20 protein-coding genes are annotated in these 23,527 nt (G+C 68.9%); 4 read left to right on the top strand and 16 right to left on the bottom strand.

The window, feature by feature from the left end; genetic code table 11:
* Positions 1–37: 37 nt before the first annotated feature.
* From CEG14_RS10300 to CEG14_RS10315, 5 genes are all read right to left on the bottom strand, one after another.
* Complete coding sequence (locus tag CEG14_RS10300) at positions 38–1,129, bottom strand: alkene reductase (RefSeq protein WP_094826279.1); 1,092 nt, start codon at positions 1,127–1,129, stop codon at positions 38–40.
* Between the two features lie 9 nt (positions 1,130–1,138).
* Positions 1,139–1,333, bottom strand: a complete 195-nt coding sequence (locus CEG14_RS25685) for a hypothetical protein (RefSeq protein ID WP_143277190.1) — start codon at positions 1,331–1,333, stop codon at positions 1,139–1,141.
* Between the two features lie 346 nt (positions 1,334–1,679).
* Positions 1,680–2,888, bottom strand: a complete 1,209-nt coding sequence (locus CEG14_RS10305) for a GGDEF domain-containing protein (RefSeq protein WP_094826280.1) — start codon at positions 2,886–2,888, stop codon at positions 1,680–1,682.
* Between the two features lie 174 nt (positions 2,889–3,062).
* Positions 3,063–3,980, bottom strand: a complete 918-nt coding sequence (locus tag CEG14_RS10310; RefSeq protein WP_094826281.1) for a LysR family transcriptional regulator — start codon at positions 3,978–3,980, stop codon at positions 3,063–3,065.
* A gap of 169 nt (positions 3,981–4,149) precedes the next feature.
* Positions 4,150–4,959 (bottom strand): AraC family transcriptional regulator, encoded by an 810-nt coding sequence (locus CEG14_RS10315; protein ID WP_094826282.1) that lies wholly within the window; start codon positions 4,957–4,959, stop codon positions 4,150–4,152.
* Between the two features lie 154 nt (positions 4,960–5,113).
* Here CEG14_RS10315 and CEG14_RS10320 point away from each other — a divergent pair, with 154 nt between their 5' ends.
* Both CEG14_RS10320 and CEG14_RS10325 read left to right on the top strand, forming a co-directional pair.
* Positions 5,114–6,307: an MFS transporter gene (locus CEG14_RS10320; RefSeq protein ID WP_094826283.1), complete on the top strand. Its 1,194-nt coding sequence runs from the start codon at positions 5,114–5,116 to the stop codon at positions 6,305–6,307.
* A 403-nt stretch (positions 6,308–6,710) separates the two neighbouring features.
* Complete coding sequence (locus CEG14_RS10325; protein WP_094826284.1) at positions 6,711–8,000, top strand: pyridoxal phosphate-dependent aminotransferase; 1,290 nt, start codon at positions 6,711–6,713, stop codon at positions 7,998–8,000.
* 176 nt (positions 8,001–8,176) lie between these two features.
* Here CEG14_RS10325 and CEG14_RS10330 read toward each other — a convergent pair whose 3' ends face one another.
* Together CEG14_RS10330 and CEG14_RS10335 are read right to left on the bottom strand one after the other, a co-directional pair.
* Entirely contained in the window at positions 8,177–9,121 is a 945-nt protein-coding gene (locus CEG14_RS10330) for an amidohydrolase family protein (protein ID WP_094826285.1), read from the bottom strand.
* Between the two features lie 86 nt (positions 9,122–9,207).
* Positions 9,208–10,188, bottom strand: coding sequence for a tripartite tricarboxylate transporter substrate-binding protein (locus tag CEG14_RS10335; protein WP_094826286.1), 981 nt, complete (start codon positions 10,186–10,188; stop codon positions 9,208–9,210).
* A gap of 163 nt (positions 10,189–10,351) precedes the next feature.
* Here CEG14_RS10335 and CEG14_RS10340 point away from each other — a divergent pair, with 163 nt between their 5' ends.
* The gene (locus CEG14_RS10340; protein ID WP_179280576.1) at positions 10,352–11,281 is read left to right on the top strand and encodes a LysR family transcriptional regulator; all 930 of its coding nucleotides are present in this window, start codon (positions 10,352–10,354) and stop codon (positions 11,279–11,281) included.
* Here the strand turns inward: CEG14_RS10340 and CEG14_RS10345 are convergent.
* The 4 genes from CEG14_RS10345 to CEG14_RS10355 form a co-directional block, all read right to left on the bottom strand.
* Positions 11,257–12,411, bottom strand: coding sequence for an NAD(P)H-dependent flavin oxidoreductase (locus CEG14_RS10345; RefSeq protein WP_094826288.1), 1,155 nt, complete (start codon positions 12,409–12,411; stop codon positions 11,257–11,259). The two genes, CEG14_RS10340 and CEG14_RS10345, sit on opposite strands and share 25 nt — an antisense overlap.
* A 62-nt stretch (positions 12,412–12,473) precedes the next feature.
* Positions 12,474–13,241 (bottom strand): anaerobic ribonucleoside-triphosphate reductase activating protein, encoded by a 768-nt coding sequence (locus CEG14_RS10350; RefSeq protein ID WP_094826289.1) that lies wholly within the window; start codon positions 13,239–13,241, stop codon positions 12,474–12,476.
* Positions 13,207–13,374, bottom strand: coding sequence for an anaerobic ribonucleoside-triphosphate reductase (gene nrdD / locus CEG14_RS25690; protein WP_143277191.1), 168 nt, complete (start codon positions 13,372–13,374; stop codon positions 13,207–13,209). The genes CEG14_RS10350 and nrdD overlap by 35 nt, the downstream gene beginning before the upstream one ends.
* A 52-nt stretch (positions 13,375–13,426) precedes the next feature.
* Positions 13,427–15,421, bottom strand: a complete 1,995-nt coding sequence (locus CEG14_RS10355) for a ribonucleoside triphosphate reductase (RefSeq protein ID WP_094827482.1) — start codon at positions 15,419–15,421, stop codon at positions 13,427–13,429.
* 1,039 nt (positions 15,422–16,460) lie between these two features.
* On the opposite strand from CEG14_RS10355, the gene CEG14_RS10360 reads away from it, so the two are divergent.
* Positions 16,461–16,874 carry a PRC-barrel domain-containing protein gene (locus tag CEG14_RS10360; RefSeq protein ID WP_094827483.1) on the top strand — a complete coding sequence of 138 codons (414 nt, stop codon included), beginning with the start codon at positions 16,461–16,463 and terminating at the stop codon, positions 16,872–16,874.
* Between the two features lie 42 nt (positions 16,875–16,916).
* Here CEG14_RS10360 and CEG14_RS10365 read toward each other — a convergent pair whose 3' ends face one another.
* The 5 genes from CEG14_RS10365 to CEG14_RS10385 form a co-directional block, all read right to left on the bottom strand.
* The gene (locus tag CEG14_RS10365) at positions 16,917–18,080 is read right to left on the bottom strand and encodes a PepSY-associated TM helix domain-containing protein (RefSeq protein ID WP_094826290.1); all 1,164 of its coding nucleotides are present in this window, start codon (positions 18,078–18,080) and stop codon (positions 16,917–16,919) included.
* Positions 18,080–20,476, bottom strand: coding sequence for a TonB-dependent siderophore receptor (locus CEG14_RS10370; protein ID WP_094826291.1), 2,397 nt, complete (start codon positions 20,474–20,476; stop codon positions 18,080–18,082). Before CEG14_RS10370 ends, CEG14_RS10365 begins: the two co-directional genes overlap by 1 nt.
* 113 nt (positions 20,477–20,589) lie before the next feature.
* Positions 20,590–21,570, bottom strand: coding sequence for a FecR domain-containing protein (locus CEG14_RS10375; protein WP_094826292.1), 981 nt, complete (start codon positions 21,568–21,570; stop codon positions 20,590–20,592).
* 4 nt (positions 21,571–21,574) lie between these two features.
* Positions 21,575–22,075 (bottom strand): sigma-70 family RNA polymerase sigma factor, encoded by a 501-nt coding sequence (locus CEG14_RS10380; protein WP_094826293.1) that lies wholly within the window; start codon positions 22,073–22,075, stop codon positions 21,575–21,577.
* A gap of 266 nt (positions 22,076–22,341) precedes the next feature.
* Positions 22,342–23,523: an MFS transporter gene (locus tag CEG14_RS10385; RefSeq protein ID WP_094826294.1), complete on the bottom strand. Its 1,182-nt coding sequence runs from the start codon at positions 23,521–23,523 to the stop codon at positions 22,342–22,344.
* Positions 23,524–23,527: the final 4 nt, after the last annotated feature.

The following is a 23,527-nucleotide window of genomic DNA, read 5'->3' on the forward strand; positions in this document are numbered from 1 at the left end:
TGTGTTGAGTCGTGGCAATCGGGCGGCGGGCGCTGCGTCAGGCAGCGGTCCGGCTCGCGGAATAGGGGGGATAGTCGGTGTAGCCGCGCTCGCCGCCGCCATAAAAGGCCTCCTTGCCGGCCTCGGCCAGCGGCCAGTCGTGGCGGATGCGGGCGACCAGGTCGGGATTGGCGATGTAGGGCCGGCCGAACGCCACCAGATCGGCGGCGCCGGCCGCGATGGCCGCGCTTGCCGATGCCGGGGTGTAGCCGCCCGCCAGCATGAACGCGCCGCCGAAGGTCTTGCGCAGATCGCGCTGGAAGGCCGCCGGACCCAGGTCGCTGGCGTGCAGGTAGGCGATGCGCCGCTGGCACAGGGCCCCGGCCAGGCCCAGCCAGGTCGCCTTCTCGGCATCGAAGGGGCCGAGGCCGCCGAGGTGGCCGAAGGGCGTGATGCGCACGCCCACGCGGGCACGGCCGATGGCGTCGACCACGGCGTCGACCGTCTCGAGCAGGAGTCGCAAGCGGTTCGCAATGGGCGCGCCGCCGTAGGGATCTTCGCGGGTGTTCAGGCCCGCGTTGATGAACTGTTCGAACAGAAAGCCGTTGCCGGCGTGCAGCTCGACGCCGTCGAAGCCGGCCGCGACCGCATTGCGCGCGGCCTCGCGGAACTCGGCGATGACCCGGCGCATGCCGGCCAGGTCCAGCGCCAGCGGCGTGGCCACGGGCACTTGCGCCGGCGTGCCGTCGGCGCCGTAGCCATGCACCGTCGCACCGTCGGCGGCCACGGCCACCGGGCCCACGGGCGCGTGCCCGGCCGGCAGCAGGCTGCCGTGCGACAGCCTGCCCGCATGCCAGAGCTGGACGACGATGCGGCCGCCGGCCCGATGCACCGCGTCAGTGACCGTGCGCCATCCGGCGATCTGTGCGGCGGTATGGATGCCCGGCGTATCGCGCTGGCCGCGGCCCTGCGCCGACACCTGGGTGCTCTCGGTGACGATGAGCCCGGCGCTGGCGCGTTGCGCGTAGTACCGCGCCATGCTCTGCGCCGGCAACGTGTCCGGCGAGCGGGCGCGCGTCATGGGCGCCATCACCACGCGATTGGGCAACGCCAGGCCGCCGAGTTCGAACGGGCTCAGGAGGGTTGGCATGACGTCGCCTCAGCCGTGCGCCGGAAAATCCGGCGGCAGCGAGCCGGCCAGGCCGTCGACCTGGGCTGGCGTCGGGCGTGCGGGAGGGGTGTCGAGCGGCGGGAACCGGCGCGGTGTCAGCGCGGCGGGCCGCAACAGCCGGCCGAAGCCGGCGGGGTCGGCACGGTCGATGGGCGGGGGAGCGGCGAGGGAGAAAGCAGCCATGGCATGCGGATCGGTCAGGGAACTGTGACAGTCTGATTGAATCCGCCGCGGGGATAAACCCACGATCACGCCCGACACTCGGGAACCAGATTCCCCAATCAGCCCTGGGGAGCGGGGGCCGGCGGCGGAGCCGCGGTGGGTAGCCGTCGTCGGAACCCGCGAGCGCGCGGCGACGTTCACCCTGCCTGAGAGGCCGGCATTCAAGCCGCGCCGGAACGGGCACGCCGTGGTCAGGATGGGCAAGCGCAGTGCACGACGACGACACCGTGACGCCCAGGGACGAAAAGATCGTTGCGGCCGCTTTTGCGCGCCGTGCGCGACGCCTTTCGGCCGGGACCGAGCCGGCTCAGGAGGGCATCGCGGCGATGACCGCGCTGTGGCCCGCGACCTCGACCTCGACGGCGGCGCTCTCGATCCGGTTGCGCCCGGTCTTCTTGCCCCGGTAAAGCGCGGCGTCGGCCTGCCTGAGGGCGTCCTCCAGGCCATCGGCACCGCGGAACGGCGCCGAGACGCCGATGGTCACCGTGCAGCGCAAGGGGGCGTCGGCGCCCGTGACCTGGATGGCCTGGTGTTCGACGCTGGCGCGCAGCCGCTCGGCCAGTGCGAGGGCCTCGGCGCCCTGCGTCTCCAGCACGACCGCCACGAACTCCTCGCCGCCGATGCGGCCCGTGAGGTCGCCCCGGCGCACGGTGGCGCGCAGCAGATTGGCGATGTGGCAGATGACCTCGTCGCCGGCCTGGTGGCCGTGGCCGTCGTTGATCAGCTTGAAATGGTCCACGTCCACCAGCAGCAGACAGGCGGGCGCCGCGTGCCGGGTGTCGAAATACCGCTTGAGCGCATCCTGCAGGCCGCGGCGGTTGAGCAGGTCGGTCATGGGATCCCGCGCCGCCATGTTGCGCAGGCTGTCCGTGAGGCGCCGCAATACCAGCCACACGATCGCGGGCGGCAGGATGGTCGCCAGCGTCGACATATAGATGTAGAAGATCATCTGGAAGCGGCTGTCCATCTGCAGCGCGTCCAGACCGCCGTCCAGGATCTTCAGAAACTTCAGCGCGTTCAACACGCAGATGCCGCCGATCAGCAGGGCGAAGAAGAACATCTCGCCGTACAGGTCTTTGGCAAAGGTCCGCACCCCGTAGATGACGGTGAGCGCCATCACGAAGAACAGCAGGGTCGCCATCGCGGCGAGCATCGCGTAGCGGGCCGCGGGGCCGGCGGTTTCCTGCACCAGCCATTGCGCGAGCGCGTAGGCCACGGAAAACGCCAGCAGCGGCAGCCACAGCCGCACCGGGCGCCCGAAGAAACGCATGGCGCCCAGCCAGTAGGCGATCGGTGCCGCCAGCGTCAGCGTGTGATTGAGCACGCTCATCGCGCTCCACGCCGGACCGCCCTCCAATAGTTGGAGGATGTAGGCCAGCGCCAGCAACAGATTGCCCACGGCAAAGAAGTCCATCCCCATCCTGTTGCCCGGCAGGCGGCGGCTGATCAGCAGGAACATGCCCGAGAAGCACAGCAGATGTGCGCACAGCATGCCGACGAGGGTGGAGGCAACCATAAGGGCAGGGCAGGAGAGGGTCCGGTCCGCGCGCGGCCGACCCGAACAAAGGTGTCAGACTACATTTTCCAGTCCGCCCAAAACAAAGGTGTCAGACTGCAATTTCCAACAATGGTGTCAGACTGCATTTTTCGGCCGAAATTGTAGTCTGACACCTTTATGGGTGGGGCGGCGCTAGCTCATCTTCTCCCACGGCACGCCGTCCTCCCAACACGCCACCAGCAGGTCGATGAACGCGCGGGTGCGTGGCGAGAGGTGGCGCTTGCTCGGGTAGATCAGGCGGATCGGGTCGGCGGGCGGGCGATAGGCTTCGAGCACCTCGACGAGGTCGCCGCGGCGCAGGTCGTTGCCGGTGATGTAGGTGGGCAGGTGGATCAGCCCGAACCCGGACAGCGCGGCGGCGCGCAGCGCCTCCGAGCTGTCGATGTTCATGCGGCCCGGACCGTCGCAGATCTCGAGCACGCCCGCATGCTGAAAGCGCCACGGCATCGGGCGCTGGCCGCTGAGAAAGAAAATGCGGTCATGCTGCGCCAGTTCGGCCGGGGTGGCCGGCACGCCCTTGTCGGCCAGGTACTGCGGCGAGGCGCAGGTCACGAACTGCTGGCCGCCGATCGTGCGCGACAGAATGCGCGCGTCGTCCTTCACGCCGCCGATGCGAACGGCCACATCGATGCCCTCCTCGATCAGGTCCACGTAGCGATCGGTGAACCAGACGTCGGCCTGCAGGTCGGGCCACTTTTTCACGAAGGCGTTGAGCACCGGCAGGATGTGGCGCTGGCCGAACGACAGCGGCGCGGTGAGTCGCAGGATGCCGCTGGGCTGGCCGCGGCGCTGCGCCATCGTGGCGTCGACCTCGTCCAGGTCGTCGAGGATCTGCACCCAGCGCTCGAACACCACCAGGCCTTCGTCGGTCACCGCGAGCTTGCGCGTCGTGCGGTGCAGGAGCCGCACGCCGAGCCGCGCTTCCAGCCGCGCGACGCTCTTGCCGACGGCCGAACGCGTCAGCCCGAGCGCGGCGGCCGCGGCGGTGAAGCTGCCGTGCTTGACGGCCGAGATGAAGGCGAGCATGTCGCCGAAGCGGTTGGATTCCATGGAGACCCGGAGGACGGGCGGCCGAGCGCCGCATGTGCGGATCGTAGTCGAAGTGGGGCGGACGAGCGTCTGATGGCGCGCGTATCGTCGGTGATCGTGTCGGAAGGAAATCGACCAGGGATCGACAAGGAGTCGACGAAGGATCGACGGACGACCACCAACGTGCCCGTCATGCAGAACGGAAGTAGCGTGCCGGTGTGGTGCCGAACATGGCCTTGAACGCGGCCACGAAGCTGGAGGCCGATTCATAGCCGACCTCCAGCGCCACGTTCGTCACGCTCTCGCCATAGGCCAGTTGTTCGAGCGCCAGCAGCAGCCGCTGGCGCTGGCGCCAGGCGCCGAACGACATGCCGGCCTGCGCACGGAACAGGCGTTCCAGCGTGCGCGCGCTTGCGCCGGCGCGCGCCGCCAACGCGGCCAGCGGCTCGCGGTTGGCGGGCTCCCGGCGCAGGATCTCCGCCACGCGCAGCGCGCGCGCATCGTTGGGGAAGGGCAGGTCCACGGGCGACTGCGGCACCGCGCGCACCTGGTCGATCAGCACCGCCGCGAGCCGGGCTTCGGGGCTGTTGGCCGGGTAGTCCCAGCGCGCCTCGGCGCAGGCATGCACCACCTCGCGCATGAGCGCAGACACGCCCAACACCAGGCAATAGGTCTCGCGCGGCATGTCGCAGGCGGCGGGATCGATGTAGAGCACCTGCGTGTGGCAGGGCCGGCGCACGCGTGTGGCGTGCTCGGTGCCGGCGCTGATCCAGATCGCGCGCGTGCTGGGCAGCACCCATTCTCCGACCGCCGTCATCACGTGCAGCACGCCGCGGGTGGCGCACAGCAGCTGGTGGCGCCGGTGCACGTGCGGCGGCTGCTCGGTCGGCTGCCAGATCTCGGTGCGGCCTACGACCGGCGCGGGGGCGACGTCGGGGTCGGCGTCGGCGTGGGGATCGGCGGCAGGATTTGCGGCAGGATCGGCGGAACGGCGGCTCATGAAAATGCAGTCTGACACCTTTTCAAAAATGCAGTCTGACACCTTTTCGGAGGGTGTGGCGGATTATCGACATTATTCGGCTTAGTGTAGACAGAACCGCCGGCGCGTCGCGGGTAAGGTGAGGGCTGGCGTTATCGGGTATCGAGGAGTGGCAGTGGTGCAGGTCGACACCGCGCGCGGGCAGGCAGGGCCGTCCGACGCGCAGCAGGTTCAATCATTGAGGGGGCCCCGGCGGGCCACGCAGCTGGCGTTTTTCATCGCCGGCTTCGCGCTTTCGTCGTGGGCGCCGCTGGTGCCGTTTGCGCAGCAGCGCCTGCAGGCGGACGCGGCCACGCTCGGCACGGTGCTGCTGTGCCTCGGTCTGGGCGGCGTGATCGGGATGCCGGGGGCGGGCGCGCTGGCCAGCCGGCTCGGTTGCAAGGCGCTGATTCTTGCCGCGGGCGCGATGCTCACGCTGGCCTTGCCGGCCCTGGCCTGGGTCGACACGCCGCTGGCGCTGGGCGTCTGCCTGATGCTGTTCGGCGCGGCCATCGGCGCCATCGACGTGGCGGCCAACATCCACGGCACCGAAGTGCAGCACCGCGCCCGCCAGCCCCTGATGTCGGGATTCCACGGGCTCTACAGCATCGGCGGGCTGATCGGCGCGGCCGCCATGACGGGCGCCATCGCGGCCGGCGCCTCGGCGGCCGCCGCCGCCCTGGGCGCCGGCGTGATCATCGCGCTCTGCCTGATCGTGGCCGCGCCCGGCTTCCTGGCCACGCGCTCGGTGGACAAGGCGCCGCTGCTGGTCGTGCCGCGCGGCGTGGTGCTCGTGATCGGCCTGCTCGCGATGGTGATGTTCCTCGCAGAGGGGGCGATGCTCGACTGGGGCGCGTTGCTGCTGTCTCAGGCCAAGGGCGTGCACGTGGGTGTGGCCGGCGCCGGCTATGCCGTATTCGCCTGCGCGATGACGCTGATCCGCCTTGTCGGCGACCGCATCGTGGCCCGCTTCGGCCCGCGCGCGGTGCTCACGGCGGGCTTCGTGTGCACCGCCGCCGGCCTGGCCACGGCCGCCCTGAGCGGCGCGCTGCCGCTGGTCTACGCGGGCATCGCGCTGGCAGGCCTGGCCTGCGGCAACGTCGTGCCGGTGCTGTTCTCGCTGGCCGGTCAGCAGAAGATCATGCCGGCCTCGCATGCGATCGCGGCGGCCAGCATCCTGGGCTATCTCGGCGTCCTGGCCGGGCCCGCGGTGCTGGGCTACGTGGCGCACGCCGTGGGCCTGGTCGACGCCTTCGTCGGATTGGCCGTGCTGGTGCTGCTCACGGCCCTGGCGATTGCGCGCGTGAGTGGCGCGCGCGGGCGAGCCTAGTCGAGTCCGGCGCGCGGCACGCCCGCGGCGCGCATGACCGCGCCCCACAGCCGGACCCAGACGGCGCCGGTGGCCCAGAGCGCCGCCAGGCAAGCGGAAGCCCTGCAACCGCCGGTTCGCGTTCGATCCGGGCGCAAAGCGGGGCGAAGCGCGGGCAGAACGTCGGTCCGAGAGGAGGGTTGAACCGCACATGACGCGCGGTTGTGGCCGCGCCGCAACCGAGTGGCCTCCGCGCGGACGTGGCACGGCGCTCCCGCCGCCGCAATCGGCCCGCTCGGCTATGATGTCATCAGTGCGGTCGCACCCGGGATCGCGGCAGTGCCGGTCCCGTCCGGCCCCGCCCGCTCTCACGGCCGCGATTCTTCGCCTCCAACTCCTTCTGCTGCCACCCCAGCCGCCGTCTATGAAGACCATCAACAAATCGAGCAAGTTGGCTCACGTCCTGTATGACATCCGCGGACCGATCATGGATCGGGCCAAGCAGATGGAGGACGAGGGCCAGAAGATCGTCAAGCTGAATATCGGCAATCTGGCGGCGTTCGGTTTCGATGCTCCCGAAGAGGTCCAGCTCGACATGATCCGCAACCTGCCGAATTCGGCGGGCTACTCGGACAGCAAGGGCAACTTCGCGGCGCGCAAGGCGGTGATGCACTACTCGCAGGAGCAGGGCATCAAGGGCGTCACGCTCGAAGACATCTACCTCGGCAACGGCGCCTCCGAGCTGATCGCGATGGCCACCAACGCGCTGCTCGACGACGGCGACGAGCTGCTGGTGCCGATGCCCGACTATCCGCTCTGGACGGCCGTCACCAGCCTGTCGGGCGGCACGCCGGTGCACTATCTCTGCGACGAGAGCCGCGGCTGGATCCCCGACCTGGCCGACATCCGCAGCAAGATCACGCCGCGCACCAAGGGCATCGTGGTGATCAACCCCAACAACCCCACCGGCGTGCTGTATCCGGAATCGGTGTTGAAGGAGATCGTCGAGGTCGCGCGCGAGCACGGCCTCGTGATCCTGGCCGACGAGGTCTACGACAAGGTGCTGTACGACGACGTCAAGCACACCGCGCTCGGCAGCCTCTCGACCGACGTGCTGACGTTGACCTTCAACTCGCTGTCCAAGAGCTATCGCGCCTGCGGCTATCGCGCCGGCTGGCTGATCGTCTCGGGCGACAAGAGCGCGGCCAAGGACTACATCGAAGGCCTGGACATGCTGGCCAACATGAAGCTGTGCGCCAACGTGCCCGGCCAGTGGGCCATCCAGACGGCGCTGGGCGGCTACCAGAGCATCAACGACCTGGTGGGCGAGGGCGGCCGCCTGCGCAAGCAGCGCGACCTGGCCTACGAACTCATCAGCGCGATTCCGGGCGTGACCTGCGTCAAGCCGCAGGCCGCGCTCTACATGTTCCCGCGCCTCGATCCCAAGGTCTATCCGATCCAGGACGACCGCCAGTTCTTCCTCCAGCTGCTCGAGGCCACGCGCGTGATGCTGGTGCAGGGCACGGGCTTCAACTGGCATGCCCCCGATCACTTCCGCATGGTGTTCCTGCCCTACGAACACGATCTGCGCGACGCAATCGGCCGGGTGGCGGCGTTCCTCGAAGACTACCGCAACCGCCATGCGGCGGGTGCGCCGGCGGTGACGGCCGCCGAGGGCGCCGCCGTCACGCCGCTCAAGAAGGCAGCGCGCTGAGGCGCGAGCATCGTGCACGATGAAGAGGCCGCTTTCGAGCGGCCTCTTTGCTTTGGTGCACGGCGTTTGCCGGGGGGCTGACGCGCACGGGCGGGCGCGATACCGGGCCGCGTGGTGGAGGCCCGCGCGTCGCCCCGGGGATCGGGCGGCTCGCCGATCCCGTCACGCGAGCCGTTTCACGCGAAATCGTAGAGCCGGGCCGCATTGTCGACCAGGATGGCCTGCCGCTCGCGCGCGTCCACCCAACCGCAGAACGCGTTGAGCTGCAGGCCGTCGTCGATCGGGTGCAGCGGCTCGCTGGTGGCGAGCTCGCGCGGCCGGCCGGGCCAGGCGCCGCTGTGCGGCCAGTCGGTGCCCCACAGCATGCGGTCGAGCCGCGTGTCGATGAGTGCGCGCGCAACTTCCCGCGCGGCGCTCGGCGGCCGGCCGTCCTCCCAGGTGGTGAGCCGGTAGGGCGCCGACAGTTTCACGTACACGTTGCCCGCGCGGATCACGTCCAGCAGGGCTCGGAAGCCGGGCTGCGCGACGCCATGCACCGCGCTGGCTAGCGCGAAATGGTCGATGACGACCGGGACGGTGCAGGCCGCCAGCGCGTCGGCCAGCGCCGCCACCACCGGCAGGGTGGTGTAGATCTGCACGTGCCAGCCGAGATCGGCCACCTGTGCGGCGGTGCGCGCCAGGGCCTGGCGCGCCACGTCGGGGTTGGTCTGGCCGTACGACTGCAGATTGACGCGGGCCCCGCGCACCCCGGCCCGGTGCAACGCGCGCAGGCCGGCCGTGTCGATGTCGGGCGCGAGCACCGCCACGCCGCGCGAAGCATGGCCGGCCGCATCCAGCGTGGCGAGCGCATCCGTCATGCAGCGGTTGTCGGTGCCTTGCGGGCTGGCCTGCACGACCACCGCGCGCTCGATGCCCAGGGCGCGGTGCAGCGCGAGCAGCTCGTCGGTGGTGGACAGGCCGGGCGTGAACACGCGGTCGGCGGCCAGGGGATACTTGTCGAAGGGGCCGAAGATGTGCACGTGGCAGTCGCAGGCGCCGGGCGGGACGTGCGCGTTCACCGGGCTGTGCGTGACGCCAAGAACGGTGCGGGCCTTGGCGTCGAGGGTCGGGTTGCTGCTCATGGGGGAAGCGTCTCGTCAGCGGGCCGCGCGCGGCCCGGGGTCGTCGGGGTCGGCATGCCGGGGCGCGGTCAGCGCCCCGGCGCCGCTCAGCGTGCGTTCTTCAGGCCGGCCTTGTCGATCACGGCAATCCACTTTTCGCGGTCGGCCTGGTAATAGCGGGTGAACGCCGCGGGGCTGAAGTCCGACAGCGCATAGCCCTGGGCCACCAGCTTCTCGCGGACGTCGGGCAGCTCGAGCACGCGCCGCACCTCGGCGTTGATCTTCTCGACCATGGCGGGCGGCGTGCCCGCCGGGGCGATCAGGCCGAGCCAGGTCGATACCTCGAAGTCCTTCAACCCGGCCTCCGACACGGTGGGCAGCTGGGGCGCGAAGGCGGCGCGCTGCGTGCTGGTCACGGCCAGGGCGCGCAGTCGCTTGTCCTGGATGTAGGGCAGGGCGGTGGAGGCGTTGGCGAACATGAACGGCAGGCGCTCGGCCAGCATCTCCGTGATGCAGGCCTGTTCGCCGGCGAACGGAATGCTGTGCAACTCGATGCCGGCGGTCTGCGCGAACAACACGGCGGTCATGTAGGGCGAGGTGCCGATGCCGCCCGAGCAAAAGTCGATCTCGTTGGGCTTGGCCTTGGCCTGGGCGATCAGCTCGGGCACCGAATTCGCCTTGAGCAGCGGGCCGGCCAGGAGCACCTGCGGCGCGCTGCCGATCAGCGCCACGCCGGTGAAGTCCTTGAGCGGATCGAAGCTGGTCACGTTCTGCAGCGTGGGCGCCACGGCGATGGCGGTCTGGCTCGCGAGCAGCAGCGTGGCGCCATCGGGCCGTGCGCGCGCCACGTACTGCGCCGCGATCACCGAGGCCGCGCCGTTCTTGTTTTCGATCATGACCGCGCGGCCGTCCACCTTCATGTGTTGCGCCACGATGCGCGCCACGGTGTCGGGCGCGCCGCCCGGCGGGGCGCCAACCACGACGCGGATCGCGCCACCCGGCGCCTCCGGTTCGGCGTGGGCCGGCGCGGCCAGGGCGGCCGTCAGGCCGGCGGCGCACAACAGGGAAAGCAGCTTGCGTTGCGACATGGTCTCCTCACTGAAGTGAGCGCCGCCAGGCGCTGCGGGCGGGCCCGGCGCTGGCGTGCATCGTTATGTGCGGCAAGTGTCGGACGGATCCATTGATATGATCAAATATATAAATTGCGTTGTTTCATATGGGAAGCGATATGACGTGTCACGGGAAGCCGGCATGAATCAACGGGAGATGTCGCTGTTCGAGGCCGTGGCCCGCACGGGCTCGGTGACGCTGGCCGCGGCGGCGACGCGGATGTCGCAACCGGCCGCCAGCGCCATGCTCAAAGCCCTCGAAAACAAGCTCGGCTTCGCGCTGTTCACCCGCGAGAAGCGCCGGCTCGCGCTGACCGCCGAGGCGCGCATGCTGTTGCCCGAGATCGTGACCGCGCTGGCCGCGATGGACAACGCGGAGCGCATGGCGGCCAGCATGCGCGGCAGCGGCCGGCTGCGGCTGCAGGTGGGCGCGGTGGCCGCCGTGGGCGCCAGCATCCTGCCCGGCGCCATCGCGCGCGTGCAGGCGCAGGATCCCGGGCTGCGGGTGTCGGTGCGCACCGACATGACGCTGGGCGTGGCGGGGTTGGCGGCCGACGAGCGCATCGACATCGGCGTGGTGATCGGCAACGCCGTGCTGCCCAACGTCGGCCAGCGCACGCTGGGCCGGCTCGGCATCAACGCGGTGATGCGCGCGGACCATGCGCTGGCGGCGCGCGCTACGCTGTCGCTTGGCGAGCTGGCGCGGGTGCCCTACATCTCGCTCAGCCGCCACCTCCAGGTCGGCGCGCTCACCGCGCAGCATTTCGACGCGGCGCAGCTCGTGTTCGAGCCGGTGATCGAGGTCAACCAGTATTCGGCGGCCTGCGCCTTCGCCGAGCGCGGGCTGGGCGTGGCGATCCTCGACAGCCTGAGCGGCCTGTACGCGCGGCGCCACGGCCTGCACGTGGTGCCGGTGGCGATCGAGCGCACGCTGTCGTTGGACATCGTGTGGCCCCTCAATCGCGGCATGGGCCGCGCCGCGCGGCAGCTCGAGGCCGGCCTGGCCGAGGAACTGGCCGCGCTGGGCGCGCCCGACGCCGCAGGCCCTCAGGCGGCGGGCAGGGTGCCGTAGAGCAGGTGGTCGATCAGCTCGCGCACCGAGCGCATGGCCTTGCCGAACGGCAAGGTCGACGCGCCGCGAAAGAACAGGCCCCGGCCGACGTCGCCGCGCAAGGCGGCCGCGAGCTTGAGGTCGATGCAGAACTGGCCGAACCGGGCGATGCCGTCGCGCAGGCCGCAGGTGCTGAGGCAATCCATGCGCTGGCTGCAGCGGCGCGGGTCATTGCGCGTGCCGGCCTGCAGCGCGGCTTCCTGTTTGAGATAGCGCGCCAGCCAGGGCGTATTCACGGCGCGCGCCGGCAGGCCCGCCACGCTGACGAACTCGGCCATCTGTTCGGGCTCCGCGTCGATCAGCACGCGCTTGAAGTTCTCGTGCGCGTCGCCTTCCTGCGTCACCGCGAATGCGGTGCCCACCTGCACGGCGTCGGCACCATGCGAGAGCCAGTGCCGCACCTGGTCGTGACTGCCCACGCCGCCCGCCACGATGAGCCGGGGTGCGTCCTTGCCCAGGCCCAGGTCGCGGAAAACCTGCAGACAATCGCCCAGCACCCGTGCGAAATCGAAGCGCGCGTCTTGGAGGTCTTCGATGCGCGCCGCGCCCAGATGCCCGCCCGCATGTCCCGGATGCTCGATCACCACCGCCTCGGCCACGCGGCCTTTCTTGAGCCACTTGCGCAGCACGGCGGCCACGCCGCGCGCTTCCGACAGGATCGGAATGAGCGCGACCTTCGGATGGTCGGCCGTGAGCTCGGGCAGGTCCATCGGCAGGCCCGCGCCCATCACGATGGCGTGGGCGCCGCTGTCGCAGGCCTGGCGCACGAGCGCCGCGTTGTCGCGCACGGCCTTCATCACGTTCACGGCGACCAGGCCCTGGCCCTCGGCCAGCGCGAGCGCGGCGCGGATCTCGCGGTCGAGCGCCTCGCGATTGGCGGCGTCGATCAGGTCGCGGTCACGGCAGCGCAGCGTGCGCTCGAGCAGGTCGGGATGGTGGTGGCGCAGATCGACGCTGGCGATCGTGCCGACGGCGTTCTGGCGTGCGACGGCGCCGGCCAGGCGGTGGGCCGACACGCCCACGCCCATGCCGCCCTGGACAATGGGAAGCAGGTCGCGGCCGGCCAGACGCAGGGAGTTCGGGCGGTTCATGGGCGCCTCCGGGAAAGCGGTTGCGGGCGCAACGGGCCCGGGCTGATCGTGCTGGGGATGTGTCATCGGCATTCGAAGGTGGGGAAGAGGGCACGCAGCGCGTGCTGCATGGGCGTGCTCAGGCGCGCCGGCGCGGCGCGGGTGGCGTCGGTTCTTGCGTTCTGTACGGCAAAGCGGCGCACGCCCCGGCCGGACAGCTCGGTGGCGAGCGCCAGCAGGCGGGGTTCGTCGAGCCAATCGGGATGCCAGGTGATGCGGCATTCGGCGTCGCAGCCGCTCGCAAGCAGGTGCGCCAGGCTCTGCACGGCGGGCCCGGCGCTGTTGCGCCGGCCGGTGATCGCGTCGTAGCCGGCGGCGTCCGCCTTGATGTCCAGGCCGACCCAGTCCAACGCGGGCAGCAGGGCGGCCAGGCGCGCCGGATAGATGCCGGCCGTGTGCAGGCCGATGCGAAAACCCAGCGCGCGCGCCGTGTCGACCATCTCGTAGAGGCGCGGTTCGGACAGCGGTTCGCCGCCGGAGAACACGACGCCGTCGAGCAGCCCCCGGCGCGTGGCCAGGAAGCGTTGGACGTCGCGCCAGTCGTAGTCGGCGCCGCGCGTCTGCAGCGCCGGATTGTGGCAATAGTGGCAGCGCCAGGGGCACCCGGCGATGAAGACGACGGCCGAGAGGGTGCCGGGCCAGTCTGCCGTGGAGAAGGGCGTGAAGCCGCCGATCGCGGGCGCGTGGCGCGGCAGCGGTCGGGTGGCCGGGCAGGGCGGCGAAGCCAGCGCACGCCGCGGCCCCGCCACCGGGCGCTCAGCGAGGCTGTTCGACGAAGAAGCGGCGTTCATTGAACTCGCCTTGCTTGCCGGTGTTGAAGGACGACACCGGCCGGTGATAGCCCATCACGCGGGTCCAGACTTCGCAGCGCACGCGCTGGCTGTCGTCGAGCGCGGGCTTGGGGGTGTTGACGCAGGTATTCATGGATGGAGCTCCTTGAAAGAACGCGGGCGCACGGCCCGCGCGTGGTGGCGCGCTACGCGGCCGCGCAGCACGCGGTTTGCCGGGCCAGCAGCTCCCCGTCGCACTTGGGGCAGAACTCGTGGTGGCCGGAGAGATAGCCGTGCACCGGGCAGATCGAGAATGTCGGGGTGACGGTGATGTACGGCAGGCGGAAGTTCGTCAGCGCGCGCCGCACCAGCGCCTTGCACGCGTCGGCCGACGAGACCGCCTCGTTCATGTAGAGGTGAAGGACGGTGCCGCCCGTGTACTTGCCTTGCAGCGTTTCCTGCAGCGCCAGCGCCTCGAACGGATCGTCGGTGTGGCCGACCGGCAGTTGGCTGGAGTTGGTGTAGTACGGCTGCGCCGCGGTGCCCGCCTGCAGGATCGCGGGATAGCGCTTGCGGTCCTCTCGCGCGAAACGGTAGGTGGTGCCCTCGGCCGGCGTGGCCTCGAGGTTGTAGAGATGGCCGGTGGCCTCCTGGAACTCGGTCATGCGGGCGCGCACGTGGTCGAGCAGCCGCTCGGCCAGCGCCAGGCCTTCGGGCGTGGTGAGGTCGTGGGCGTCGCCGCTGAAGTTGCGCACCATCTCGTTGATGCCGTTCGCGCCGAGCGTGCTGAAGTGGTTGCGCAGGGTGCCCAGATAGCGGCGCGTGTAGGGATACAGGCCCTGGTCGATGTAGCGCTGCACCACCTTGCGCTTGGTCTCCAGCACGTCGCGGCCGAGCGCGAGCAGCCGATCGAGGCGGCGCAACAGGCCGGCCTCGTCGCCCGCGTGCAGAAAACCGAGCCGCGCGCAGTTGACCGTGACCACGCCCACCGAGCCGGTCTGTTCCGCCGAGCCGAACAGGCCGTTGCCGCGCTTGAGCAACTCGCGCAGGTCGAGCTGCAGGCGGCAGCACATCGAGCGCACCATGTGCGGCTCGAGGTCGGAGTTCAGGAAGTTCTGAAAGTAGGGCAGGCCGTAGCGGGCCGTCATCTCGAACAGCAGGGCGGTGTTGGGGTGGTCCCAATCGAAGTCGGGCGTGATGTTGTAGGTGGGGATAGGGAAGGTGAACGCGCGACCTTTGGCGTCGCCCTGCATCATGACCTCGATGTAGGCGCGGTTGATCATGTCCATCTCGGCCTGCAGGTCGCCGTAGCAGAACGGCATTTCCTCGCCGCCGACATAGGGGATCTGCTCGCGCAGGTCGGCCGGGCAGGTCCAGTCGAACGTGAGATTGGTGAAGGGCGTCTGCGTGCCCCAGCGGCTCGGCACGTTGAGGTTGTAGATCAGCTCCTGCATGCACTGACGCACCGCTTCATAGCGCATGCCGTCGCGGCGGATGAAGGGCGCCATGTAGGTGTCGAACGAGCTGAACGCCTGCGCGCCGGCCCATTCGTTCTGCAGCGTGCCGAGGAAATTCACGATCTGGCCGATCGCCGCCGACATGTGGCGTGCCGGCGTCGCCTCGACCTTGCCGGGAATGCCGTTGAAGCCTTCCACCAGCAGCTGGCGCAGCGACCAGCCGGCGCAGTAGCCGCTCAGCATGTCGAGATCATGGATGTGCAGGTCGCCATCGCGGTGGGCCTGGCCGGCTTCGGGTGCGAAGACGTTGGATAGCCAATAGTTGGCCGTGACCTTGCCCGCGACGTTGAGGATCAGGCCGCCGAGGCTGTAGCCCTGGTTGGCGTTGGCGTTCACGCGCCAGTCGCGCTGGTCCAGGTATTCCTCCATGGCGCTCTCCACGTCGACCATGGCGTGCTTCATGTCTCGCAGGCGGGCGTGCTGTTCGCGATAGACGATGTAGGCCCGCGCCGTGCGCCAGTAGCCCGCGCGCACCAGGGCTTCTTCAGCGGCATTCTGGATCGCTTCCACGTCGGGTAACGGGGTCTGCGCCACCACCTCGACCACGTCCAGCGCCACGCGCCGCGCGGTCGCGAGTTCGAATTCCCCCGTAGCCGCCCCGGCCGCCGCCAGGGCAGTGACGATCTTCTCAGGCTCGAACGCCACGTTGCGACCGTCACGCTTGCGAATATGCTTCAGATTCATCGTGGGCACCATATGTAGTTGGTGAGAGCCAATCTATCACCACATATAGCGCCCCACACGATTCAATCGCGCGCGCATCCCGTCCCACTTGACGTGCATCAAACCCACCCCCGGCAGCTCGCACCGTCCCACCCAAAACAAAGGTGTCAGACTGCATTTATCTGCATAGCCCCGAACCAAACAAAGGTGTCAGACTGCATTTGTCCGTGCGGGCGCATTCCAAACAAAGACAAAGGTGTCAGACTGCATTTTCCGGTGCAGGCCAGGGGCCGAGGAAAGGTGTCAGACTGCAATTTTTGGGACTGCCGGCGGGCTGTAAATGCAGTCTGACTCCATTGTTTTGCGTGTCGAGCCGTTGGACTCGCGATTGGCGGGAGCCGGGAATGGCTCTTGGAGACGTCGTGGGCGTTGCAGCGAGATGCGGCTGCGGAATGCGGCCGTGGCGTTGCCGCGATTGCGCGATACGCCGAAGGATTGCGGTGTGATGCGTGGTGAGCAGGATCAGCACCGCTTGCCGGCAGGCATTGACGCAGCGCGATCAGGAGGAGCAACTGCGCAGATCATGGAGTACGCGACTGACGGCGCATCGGAAAATGCAGTCTGACTCCATTGTTGGGTTCGCGCCTGCGCAGATAAATGCAGTCTGACACCTTTGTTTGGGCGGCCGGCGGCGCGAAAAATGTAGTCTGACACCTTTGTTTTGGATTGCGAGGTACGAGGGGTAAGAAGCTTGGTGGGATGGGTCGAGATCGTCTTCTGCTCCCAGGGACGAAATGCGCATAATGTATATTATGTAAAGTAGAGGTTGGACGTTGCGGAGGGATGGATTGGGGATTCGGCCTGCTCCGTCTGCTGTCCGGCTGGTACTTCAATGCGCCCTGGTCTGCCTGGTCATGCCGTCGTCCTTACGGTTCGGGTCCGGCGCTTGCTCTGGGCAGTTTTGCCGGCGTGCGATTCGGGGTGCTGCCTCGATCGTTGCGCGGCATTGGTCAGCCTTTGGCTGCTATCGCGTGCCTTGACCCTGCCCAGGGAGATCATCATGCAAATAACCTCCAGCGTTTCCCGGAATGCCGTGCGCCGCTGCGCGCTTGCCCTCGTCGTGGCGTTCGCCGTGCCGGGTGGCGCGGCGATGGCGCAAGGCGCGCCGCAGTCCATCACCGCCAAGCGCGTTGACGTGGTCGAGCTGGCCACGGGCTACCGCGCCTCCAAGTTGATCGGCGCCGAGGTGATGAACGGCGACAAGGACCAGATCGGGACGGTCGACGACGTGATCGTGAGCCCGGCGCAGGAGCCGTATGCCATTTTGTCCGTAGGCGGCTTCCTCGGCATCGGCACCCGGCTCGTCGCGGTGCCCTTCAAGGATCTGCAGGTGGCCGACAAGCGGCTGCGGATGGACGGTGCGACCAAGGACAGCCTGCGCGCCCTGCCTGAGTTCCGCTACGCGAAGGACTGACGCCGTTTCGATTCGGCGGCCTCGTCGGGCGCGGCGTCGCCACTACGGTGGCGTCGCGGCGCCGGGCCGGCCCGCCGCTGTACGCACCGCGCGCTGTTTCACCGCCCGCCTGCGCCACCACAGCCAGATGCCGCTGATGCCCACGCCACCCAATGCCAGCCCTGCCAGGGCCACGATGGCTTCGCCGGGCGCGCCGAACAGCTCGCCGGTGTGCAAGGGATAGACCACCGAGTTGATCCGGGTGCCGGCATCGAGCGCATCCCAGCGCTGCGCGGCGAGCACGCGGCCGTCGCGCGGGTCGAGCCAGACGGTGGAACGGCCGTTGGGATGGGGGTCGTCGGGCACGCGCAGGCGGATCGCCATGGGCCGGTCGAGATTGGGCGTGTAGAGGATGAAACCGATCCGGCCTTCGGGAAACGCCGCCAGCGCGGCCGCCGCCATGGCGTCCAGCGAGGCGGACGCAGGCCCGCCGCCCGTCGCGGCCGAGGGTTTCGGCGTGGCCAGCCGTTCCGGCGCGGCCGGCAGCCTCGGCGCCAGCACGCGCTGCTCGCCCGCGGCCAGCGTGATCCAGTTGCCTATCGGCCGCCAGGCCAGGTAGGCCCCGGTGGCAATGCTCACCGCCAGCAACAACGCCAGCACCGCGCCGCCGTTGCGATGCAGGTCGAACAAGGCGCGCAGCACGCCCTTGTCGAAGGCGATCCGCAGCGACGGCGGCCATTTGCGTGGCCACCAGACGACGAGACCCGAGATCATCAGCACCAGATAGGCCAGCGCCGTCACCGCGAGGATGGCCTTGCCGGTCTGGCCGAGCATCAGCGCGCTGTGCAGCGTATGGACGATGGCGACGACGCCTTCCTGCTCGCCGCGCCTGCCCTGCTCCCGGCCGCTGGCCGGATCCAGGTACAGCGTGCCGCGCCACTGCCCCGCCCTCACCCGCACCTGCAGCGTCTCGCCTGCCGCGCGCGGCGGTCCGAACGTGAAGGACGCACGCGGCCCGAACTCTGCCGCCAGCGTGCGGCGCAGCGATTCCCACGCCTGCGGCCGGGCCGCGGGATCGCCCTCGGCCACGAACAGCGCCGGATGCAGCGCCCGATCGAGCGGACGCGCCACCACCAGCAGCGCCCCGGTCAGCCCCGACAGGATCAGAATCCCGCCCAGGCCCAGCGCGAGCCAGCGATGGCCGGCGAGCCAGACGCGCCGCGCCATCAGTAGGCCAGGCGCGCCTGCACGTAGACCATGCGCGGCGCCCCAACCATGCGGCCGCCGTTGGTGTCGACGTTGCGGGTGTAGTAGCGGCGATCGAACAGGTTGTTCACGCCCACCGCCACCTCGCTGCCCTTCCACTGCGGCAGCTTGTAGCTCAGTTGCGTGTTCCACACGCTGAAGCCCGGCACCCGGCCATTGCTGGCGTCGGCCGTTTCGCGCTCGGTATTCGCCGTGTCGGAATACTGGCCGCTCTGCGCCGTGGTGTAGAGGTTGAAGGTCCAGTGGTCGCGGGTGTAGCGCCCGCCCAGCGTGCCGGTCTGGCGCGAATAGAACGGCACGTCGTTGCCTTCGAACTCGCCCGACTTCTGGATCGCCCGCACGTAGGTGTAGTTGGCGTAGAGATTCAGGCCGGCCAGCGGGCCCGCCTTGTCGAAGTCGTAGTCGATCGCGAATTCCACGCCGTTGTGCGTGGTGGCGCCGAGGTTGCGGAACACCGCCGGATTGGTGCCGGGGATCGACAGGATCTGGTTGTCGAAGCGCAGGTTGAAGACCGTGAATTCGGTGTGCGTCTGCTCACCGGAGTAGCGCATGCCGGCTTCCAGCGTCTTGGCCACCTCGGGGCTCAGCGGATTGGTGGCCGACATCGAGTTCAGCTGCGTGTACTGCACCGCGCCGAACGAGGTGCTGTAGTTGGTATAGAGCGTGAGCGCGTCGTCCACCAGATACGCCACGTTCAGCGACGGCAGGCCGCGGCTGTTGCGCACGTCGAACGGGGTGTCGTTGCCGGTGCCGCTGGGCTGGCGGTTGCTGCGAATGTGTTCGTAGCGCACGCCCGGCGTCACGCGCCAGCGGCCGAACGCGATGCGGTCGTCGAGATAGATCGACTGCGCCTCGGTTTCGTTGTCGAACACCTGGGCCGCGCCCGTGCGCAGGCCGGTCGCGAGCGACACGGCGTAGCGCCGGTCCTGGCCGGTTTCCTTGATATAGCGATAGCCCACCGTCACGTCATGCGTCGTCGGGCCCCATTCCAGGCGCTGCGTATAGCGCGGCTCGATGCCCAGCACCTGGTTGTTGCGCGGCTGGAAATCGTTGCGATTGGCCGCGGCGTTGATGAGCGAGCTCTGGCGCGAGCTGTCGTAGTGATAGACGCGCGCCTCGAATTCCTGGGTTTCCGAGATCGAATTCAGGTAGCCGACATCGACCTGGTCGCGCTGCCCCTTCCAGTAATCGGTCGTGTGCGTGTTCTGGAACGGATCGTCGCGGTACTGCGCCACCGTCAGGCCGCCCGGCGTCATCGACTTCACGTCGTAGTGCGCAAACTTGCCGTAGATCTCCGAGCTGGGCGTGAGCTCATAACGCCATTTCAGGGCGACATCGTTGTAGCGGTCGTGGCTTGCGTCGCGCCATTGCTCGCCGTTCATCCCCGAGTACATCAGCGCCACGCCCAGGCCGTTGTCGAACTGCGTGCCCAGGAAACCGGTGTACTGGGTGTTGGTGCCGCCGTGGCCGAACACGTTGTAGCGCGCCGAGGCGTCTGCCGTGATGTCGCTGGTGGTCGGGATCGCGCGGGTCTTGAAGTTGATCACGCCGCCGACGTTCTGCGGGCCGTAGCGCACCGCGCCGCCGCCGCGCACCACGTCGATGGCCTCGATGTTGCCCAGGCTCGTGGGCGACATCACGAGGTTGGGCTGGCCATAAGGCGCCATGGCCATCGGAATGCCGTCGAGCAGCATGGTGGTGCGAAAGGAGTTGCGCGGGTTGAGGCCGCGGATGCCCACGTGCAGGCCCACCGAGCTGCCGCTGGCGCTGGTGCTGCCACTGATTTGCACGCCCGGCACGCGGCGCAGCGCATCCGCCACGCTGGTGGCGCCGCTGTTCTGGATGTCTTCGCGCTTGAGCAGCGTGCGGGCGCCGCCGAAGGTCTGCACGCTGTTTTCCAGGCCCGTGCCGAGCCAGTCGCCGCTCACCTGGATCGACTCCAGCGTGTTGGCGCCGCTCGCCGCGCCATTCGAGGCCGTGGTCGCGGCCGCGGCGGCGCCGGGCGCGCGCACCACGTAGCCCTGCCCGCCCTGCGGCACGGCCACCAGGCCGGTGCCGGCCAGCAGTTTCTCGAGGCCCTCGTCCGCGCCATACCGACCTTCCAGGCCGGCCGTGCTCAACCGGCGGGTGTCTTCTGGCCGGAACGAGACCGTGATGCCGCCCGCCTTGGCGAACGCGCTCAGCGCCTGGTCGAGCGGGCCGGCCGGGATGCGATAGTCGTGGACGGCGACGGGCTCCGCCGTTTGCGCGCGCGCCTGGGGCGCCGCCGCGAACGCCGCGGCCAGGCCCAGGGTCAGGCCGGCCAGCCGCAGGAGGCGCTGCGCGTTGCGCGGCTGGGGGTAGTCTCGAAGTGCCACGGGTCACATCCCTTTCTGTTCATCAATGCGCCGTATGCCGGATGAGCGCAGGCAAAAGGGACACGCGCAGGTGTAACGCTATGAAACTGCGGGCGCGCCGCAGGCGACTCGGTTCAGGGTGCGAGCGTGACCCAGTAACGAGTGCGCGCCACCACGCGCAGGTCGAGCGTAGTGGCCACGATGGCCAGCAGCGCGTCGGTATCGTCGAGGCGGAACACGCCGGAGACGCGCCGCGCCGCAACCGCCGGGTCGCAGCGCACGAACCCGTCGCGATAGCGCGTAACCTCCGCCAGCAGCGCGTCCAGCCGCATGTCGCTGGCCTCGATCACCCCGCGCGTCCAGCCGGGTTCGGCGGCCGGGCGGATCGCGGTGGCGTCGGGATCGCGCTGGAACGCGCGCGCCGTGAAACGCAGCGACTCGCCGGCGCCCACGATGCGCGTGCCGGGGCCGTCCCGCAGTGTTACCGCGACCCGATGCTCGAGCACCGTCAGCTCGGTGCTGGGCTCGCCCGCGTCCCATTGCCGCACCACGAAGCGTGTGCCGAGCGCTCGCAGAAAGCCCTGCGGCGTCTCCACGATGAAGGGCCGCGCCCGGGCGGCCGCGTCGGGCGCCGTGCGCACGTACACCTCGCCCGCGCGCAGCTGCACCCGCCGCGTCTGCTCTGAATACTGCACCTGCATCGCGGTATCGGTGTTGAGATGGACCTGGCTGCCATCGGCCAGCCGTACTTCGCGGCGGTCGCCCACCGCGGTGCGATAGCCGCCTTCGGCCGCGCCGTTCACACGGTGCGCGACCCAGGCCGCGGCCGGCACGGTGAGCCCGAACGCGGCCAGCGTGCGCAGCACCGTGCGCCGGCTCACGCGCGCGCTCCGCGTGAGCAGCGGCACGCCGAGCGCGGCGGGCACGGCATCGAAATGCTGATTCAGGCGTTGGGCGCGCTGCCAGGCGCGCTCGCGTTCCGGGCTGCCCTCGCGCCAGCGCTGGAAGGCGGCATGGTCGTCGGGGCCGGCCTCGCCGGAGTGCAGGCGCACGAGCCAGCGGGCCGCCTCGCGTATGACGGCCGCGTCCAGCGGCCTCTGATCGGCGGCGCTCACGGCTTCAGTGCTCCATCATCGTGAGGCAGATCTCGAACCCCTGGGCCATGTAGCGCTTGACCGTGCGGTCGCTCAGCCCGGTCCGGGTGGCGATCTCCAGATAGGTGAGGCCTTCGAGCTGGGACAGCACGAACACCTCGCGCGCCTGGGGCGCCAGGTTGCCGAGCATGCGATCGAGCTGCTGCAGGGCCTGCTGCACGGCCAGCAGCATCTCGGGCGACGCCTCCAGTTCGGGCGGCATGGCCGCCACGGCCTGCATCCAGGCGCGCTCGAGCGAGCGGCGGCGCCAATGGTCGTTGAGCAGCCCGCGCGCGATCGTCGTCAGATAGGCGCGCGGCTGGCGCAGCGTGCGTACCGCTTCGGGGTTGCGCAGCACCCGCAGAAAGGTGTCGTGCGCGAAATCCGCGGCCTCGTCGCCCTGCCCGAGCTGATGCCGCCACCACTGGCAGAGCCATTCGTAGTGGTTTTCGCACAGGAGCTGCAACGGCTGGAGGGGGTTGGACATGCTATCGAGCGCCCGACGTGCGGCGCGGTGACACACAGAAAAGCCGCCTGCCCGGAGGCCGGGCCGGCGGCGAACACGGCGCAAATGATACCAATAACCGTTCGCAACTTCGAGCCCGGCGTGATCGGCTGTTGCGCGGACGCGTCTTGGTCCCGCTCAACCGGGCAAGCTTCTGCGCTGGGCGACCCGCAGCCGCATCAGTGTTCAGCGAGCCATGGGCGCGTCGCCTGCGCGCCGCCCAGTCGTTTGGCGCTGTGCGAACGCAGTCAGGACTCGTGCCGCGCCCGGCATCGATCGTGCATGCAATGGAGCGCGGAAAGCAATACGGGGACGAGGGCCAGGAAGCCCAATAACGTCGGGATCCGGGCTGCTCCAGCAATGTCCCCTGCCCGGCCGATGAACGGCAGCCAGACCAGGAGCAGCAGCCGAGTCACGGATGAGTTCAATGACTCCGCGGTGGCAAACAGGGCTTCTGACTGGGTCCGCTGGAAGCTCGCGTATAGGTGGATGTGGGCGAGCTTGATGAAGAAGAATGCCAGGCAAAGGAAGCCGGTCGATAGAACCAGCCTGAATGGACCGGCCGAGTGCGGAATCAGGAAGAAGCAAAGCGGCATTCCCAGTGAGATCATCACCATCTGCGTTCTGGATGCCGCGAGCTTTGTCGCGACGTGAGCGGCCGCGGATTGCGCCAGCAGAATGCACAGGAATACGAAGCCGTAGACGTACCCAGACCGATCAAATGCTTCCCCGCCAAACAGGATGGGCTGCCAAAATTGGATGATCACCTGAAACAGCAGCGCGGTCGTCGCGGTACTCCAAAACAGCAAGGCCGAGCCGGAAGAGAACAGTACACGCTTCAGGGCTGCGCCGAGGCCGGAGAATCGATGAACGCCGGTGACAGGGGCGCCAGCATCGATCCGGTCATCGCTAAGCAGTCCGCCAAGTCCCAGCATGGCCACGACTATGAGACCGGCAGCCCACCACCAGACGGTCGAGTGGGTTGCGGAAAATAGGGACGAACCTGCGAATGCGGCGATGCCCATCAGCAGGAACTGCCAGCGGTAGAACACGCCGATGACATTTTCGTAGTTTTTGTTGTTCTGCTCTTTCTCGTGGGTTGCCAGCAGCAGTGACGTAAACGCACCGCTGAACAAGGCCATGGACAGCGCGTTGAAGACCTCCGCAATCAGAAACGTGAGGAAAGCATCTCCCGCCGCAGTCATAGCGAGCCAGATTATCGTGAACACCGTGCTGAGCAGGACGGCAGCCTTGCGGCTGTACCTATCGGCGAAGTAGCCAAACGGGACGTCGGCGACGAGGATGACGAGCGCCTGAGTCGACTTAATGATTGCGAGATCGCCGATGCTCAAGCCCTTCGACATGAGGTAGATGCTAGAAGTTGCGCCGACCATCATCCTGATGGAGTTTGTAGTGAGGCCGTAGGCCATTGTT

It is taken from the genome of Bordetella genomosp. 1, assembly GCF_002261335.1.
Classification (GTDB): Bacteria; Pseudomonadota; Gammaproteobacteria; order Burkholderiales; family Burkholderiaceae_B; genus Bordetella.

What these genes read in the sequence shown, in the direction of transcription:
- CEG14_RS10300 (WP_094826279.1), bottom strand. Translation starts at nt 1,129, where the DNA reads ATGCCAACCCTCCTGAGCCCGTTCGAACTCGGCGGCCTGGCGTTGCCC.
- CEG14_RS25685 (WP_143277190.1), bottom strand. Translation starts at nt 1,333, where the DNA reads ATGGCTGCTTTCTCCCTCGCCGCTCCCCCGCCCATCGACCGTGCCGAC.
- CEG14_RS10305 (WP_094826280.1), bottom strand. Translation starts at nt 2,888, where the DNA reads ATGGTTGCCTCCACCCTCGTCGGCATGCTGTGCGCACATCTGCTGTGC.
- CEG14_RS10310 (WP_094826281.1), bottom strand. Translation starts at nt 3,980, where the DNA reads ATGGAATCCAACCGCTTCGGCGACATGCTCGCCTTCATCTCGGCCGTC.
- CEG14_RS10315 (WP_094826282.1), bottom strand. Translation starts at nt 4,959, where the DNA reads ATGAGCCGCCGTTCCGCCGATCCTGCCGCAAATCCTGCCGCCGATCCC.
- CEG14_RS10325 (WP_094826284.1), top strand. Translation starts at nt 6,711, where the DNA reads ATGAAGACCATCAACAAATCGAGCAAGTTGGCTCACGTCCTGTATGAC.
- CEG14_RS10330 (WP_094826285.1), bottom strand. Translation starts at nt 9,121, where the DNA reads ATGAGCAGCAACCCGACCCTCGACGCCAAGGCCCGCACCGTTCTTGGC.
- CEG14_RS10335 (WP_094826286.1), bottom strand. Translation starts at nt 10,188, where the DNA reads ATGTCGCAACGCAAGCTGCTTTCCCTGTTGTGCGCCGCCGGCCTGACG.
- CEG14_RS10340 (WP_179280576.1), top strand. Translation starts at nt 10,352, where the DNA reads ATGAATCAACGGGAGATGTCGCTGTTCGAGGCCGTGGCCCGCACGGGC.
- CEG14_RS10345 (WP_094826288.1), bottom strand. Translation starts at nt 12,411, where the DNA reads ATGAACCGCCCGAACTCCCTGCGTCTGGCCGGCCGCGACCTGCTTCCC.
- CEG14_RS10350 (WP_094826289.1), bottom strand. Translation starts at nt 13,241, where the DNA reads ATGAACGCCGCTTCTTCGTCGAACAGCCTCGCTGAGCGCCCGGTGGCG.
- nrdD (WP_143277191.1), bottom strand. Translation starts at nt 13,374, where the DNA reads ATGAATACCTGCGTCAACACCCCCAAGCCCGCGCTCGACGACAGCCAG.
- CEG14_RS10355 (WP_094827482.1), bottom strand. Translation starts at nt 15,421, where the DNA reads ATGAATCTGAAGCATATTCGCAAGCGTGACGGTCGCAACGTGGCGTTC.
- CEG14_RS10360 (WP_094827483.1), top strand. Translation starts at nt 16,461, where the DNA reads ATGCAAATAACCTCCAGCGTTTCCCGGAATGCCGTGCGCCGCTGCGCG.
- CEG14_RS10365 (WP_094826290.1), bottom strand. Translation starts at nt 18,080, where the DNA reads ATGGCGCGGCGCGTCTGGCTCGCCGGCCATCGCTGGCTCGCGCTGGGC.
- CEG14_RS10380 (WP_094826293.1), bottom strand. Translation starts at nt 22,075, where the DNA reads ATGTCCAACCCCCTCCAGCCGTTGCAGCTCCTGTGCGAAAACCACTAC.
- CEG14_RS10385 (WP_094826294.1), bottom strand. Translation starts at nt 23,523, where the DNA reads ATGGCCTACGGCCTCACTACAAACTCCATCAGGATGATGGTCGGCGCA.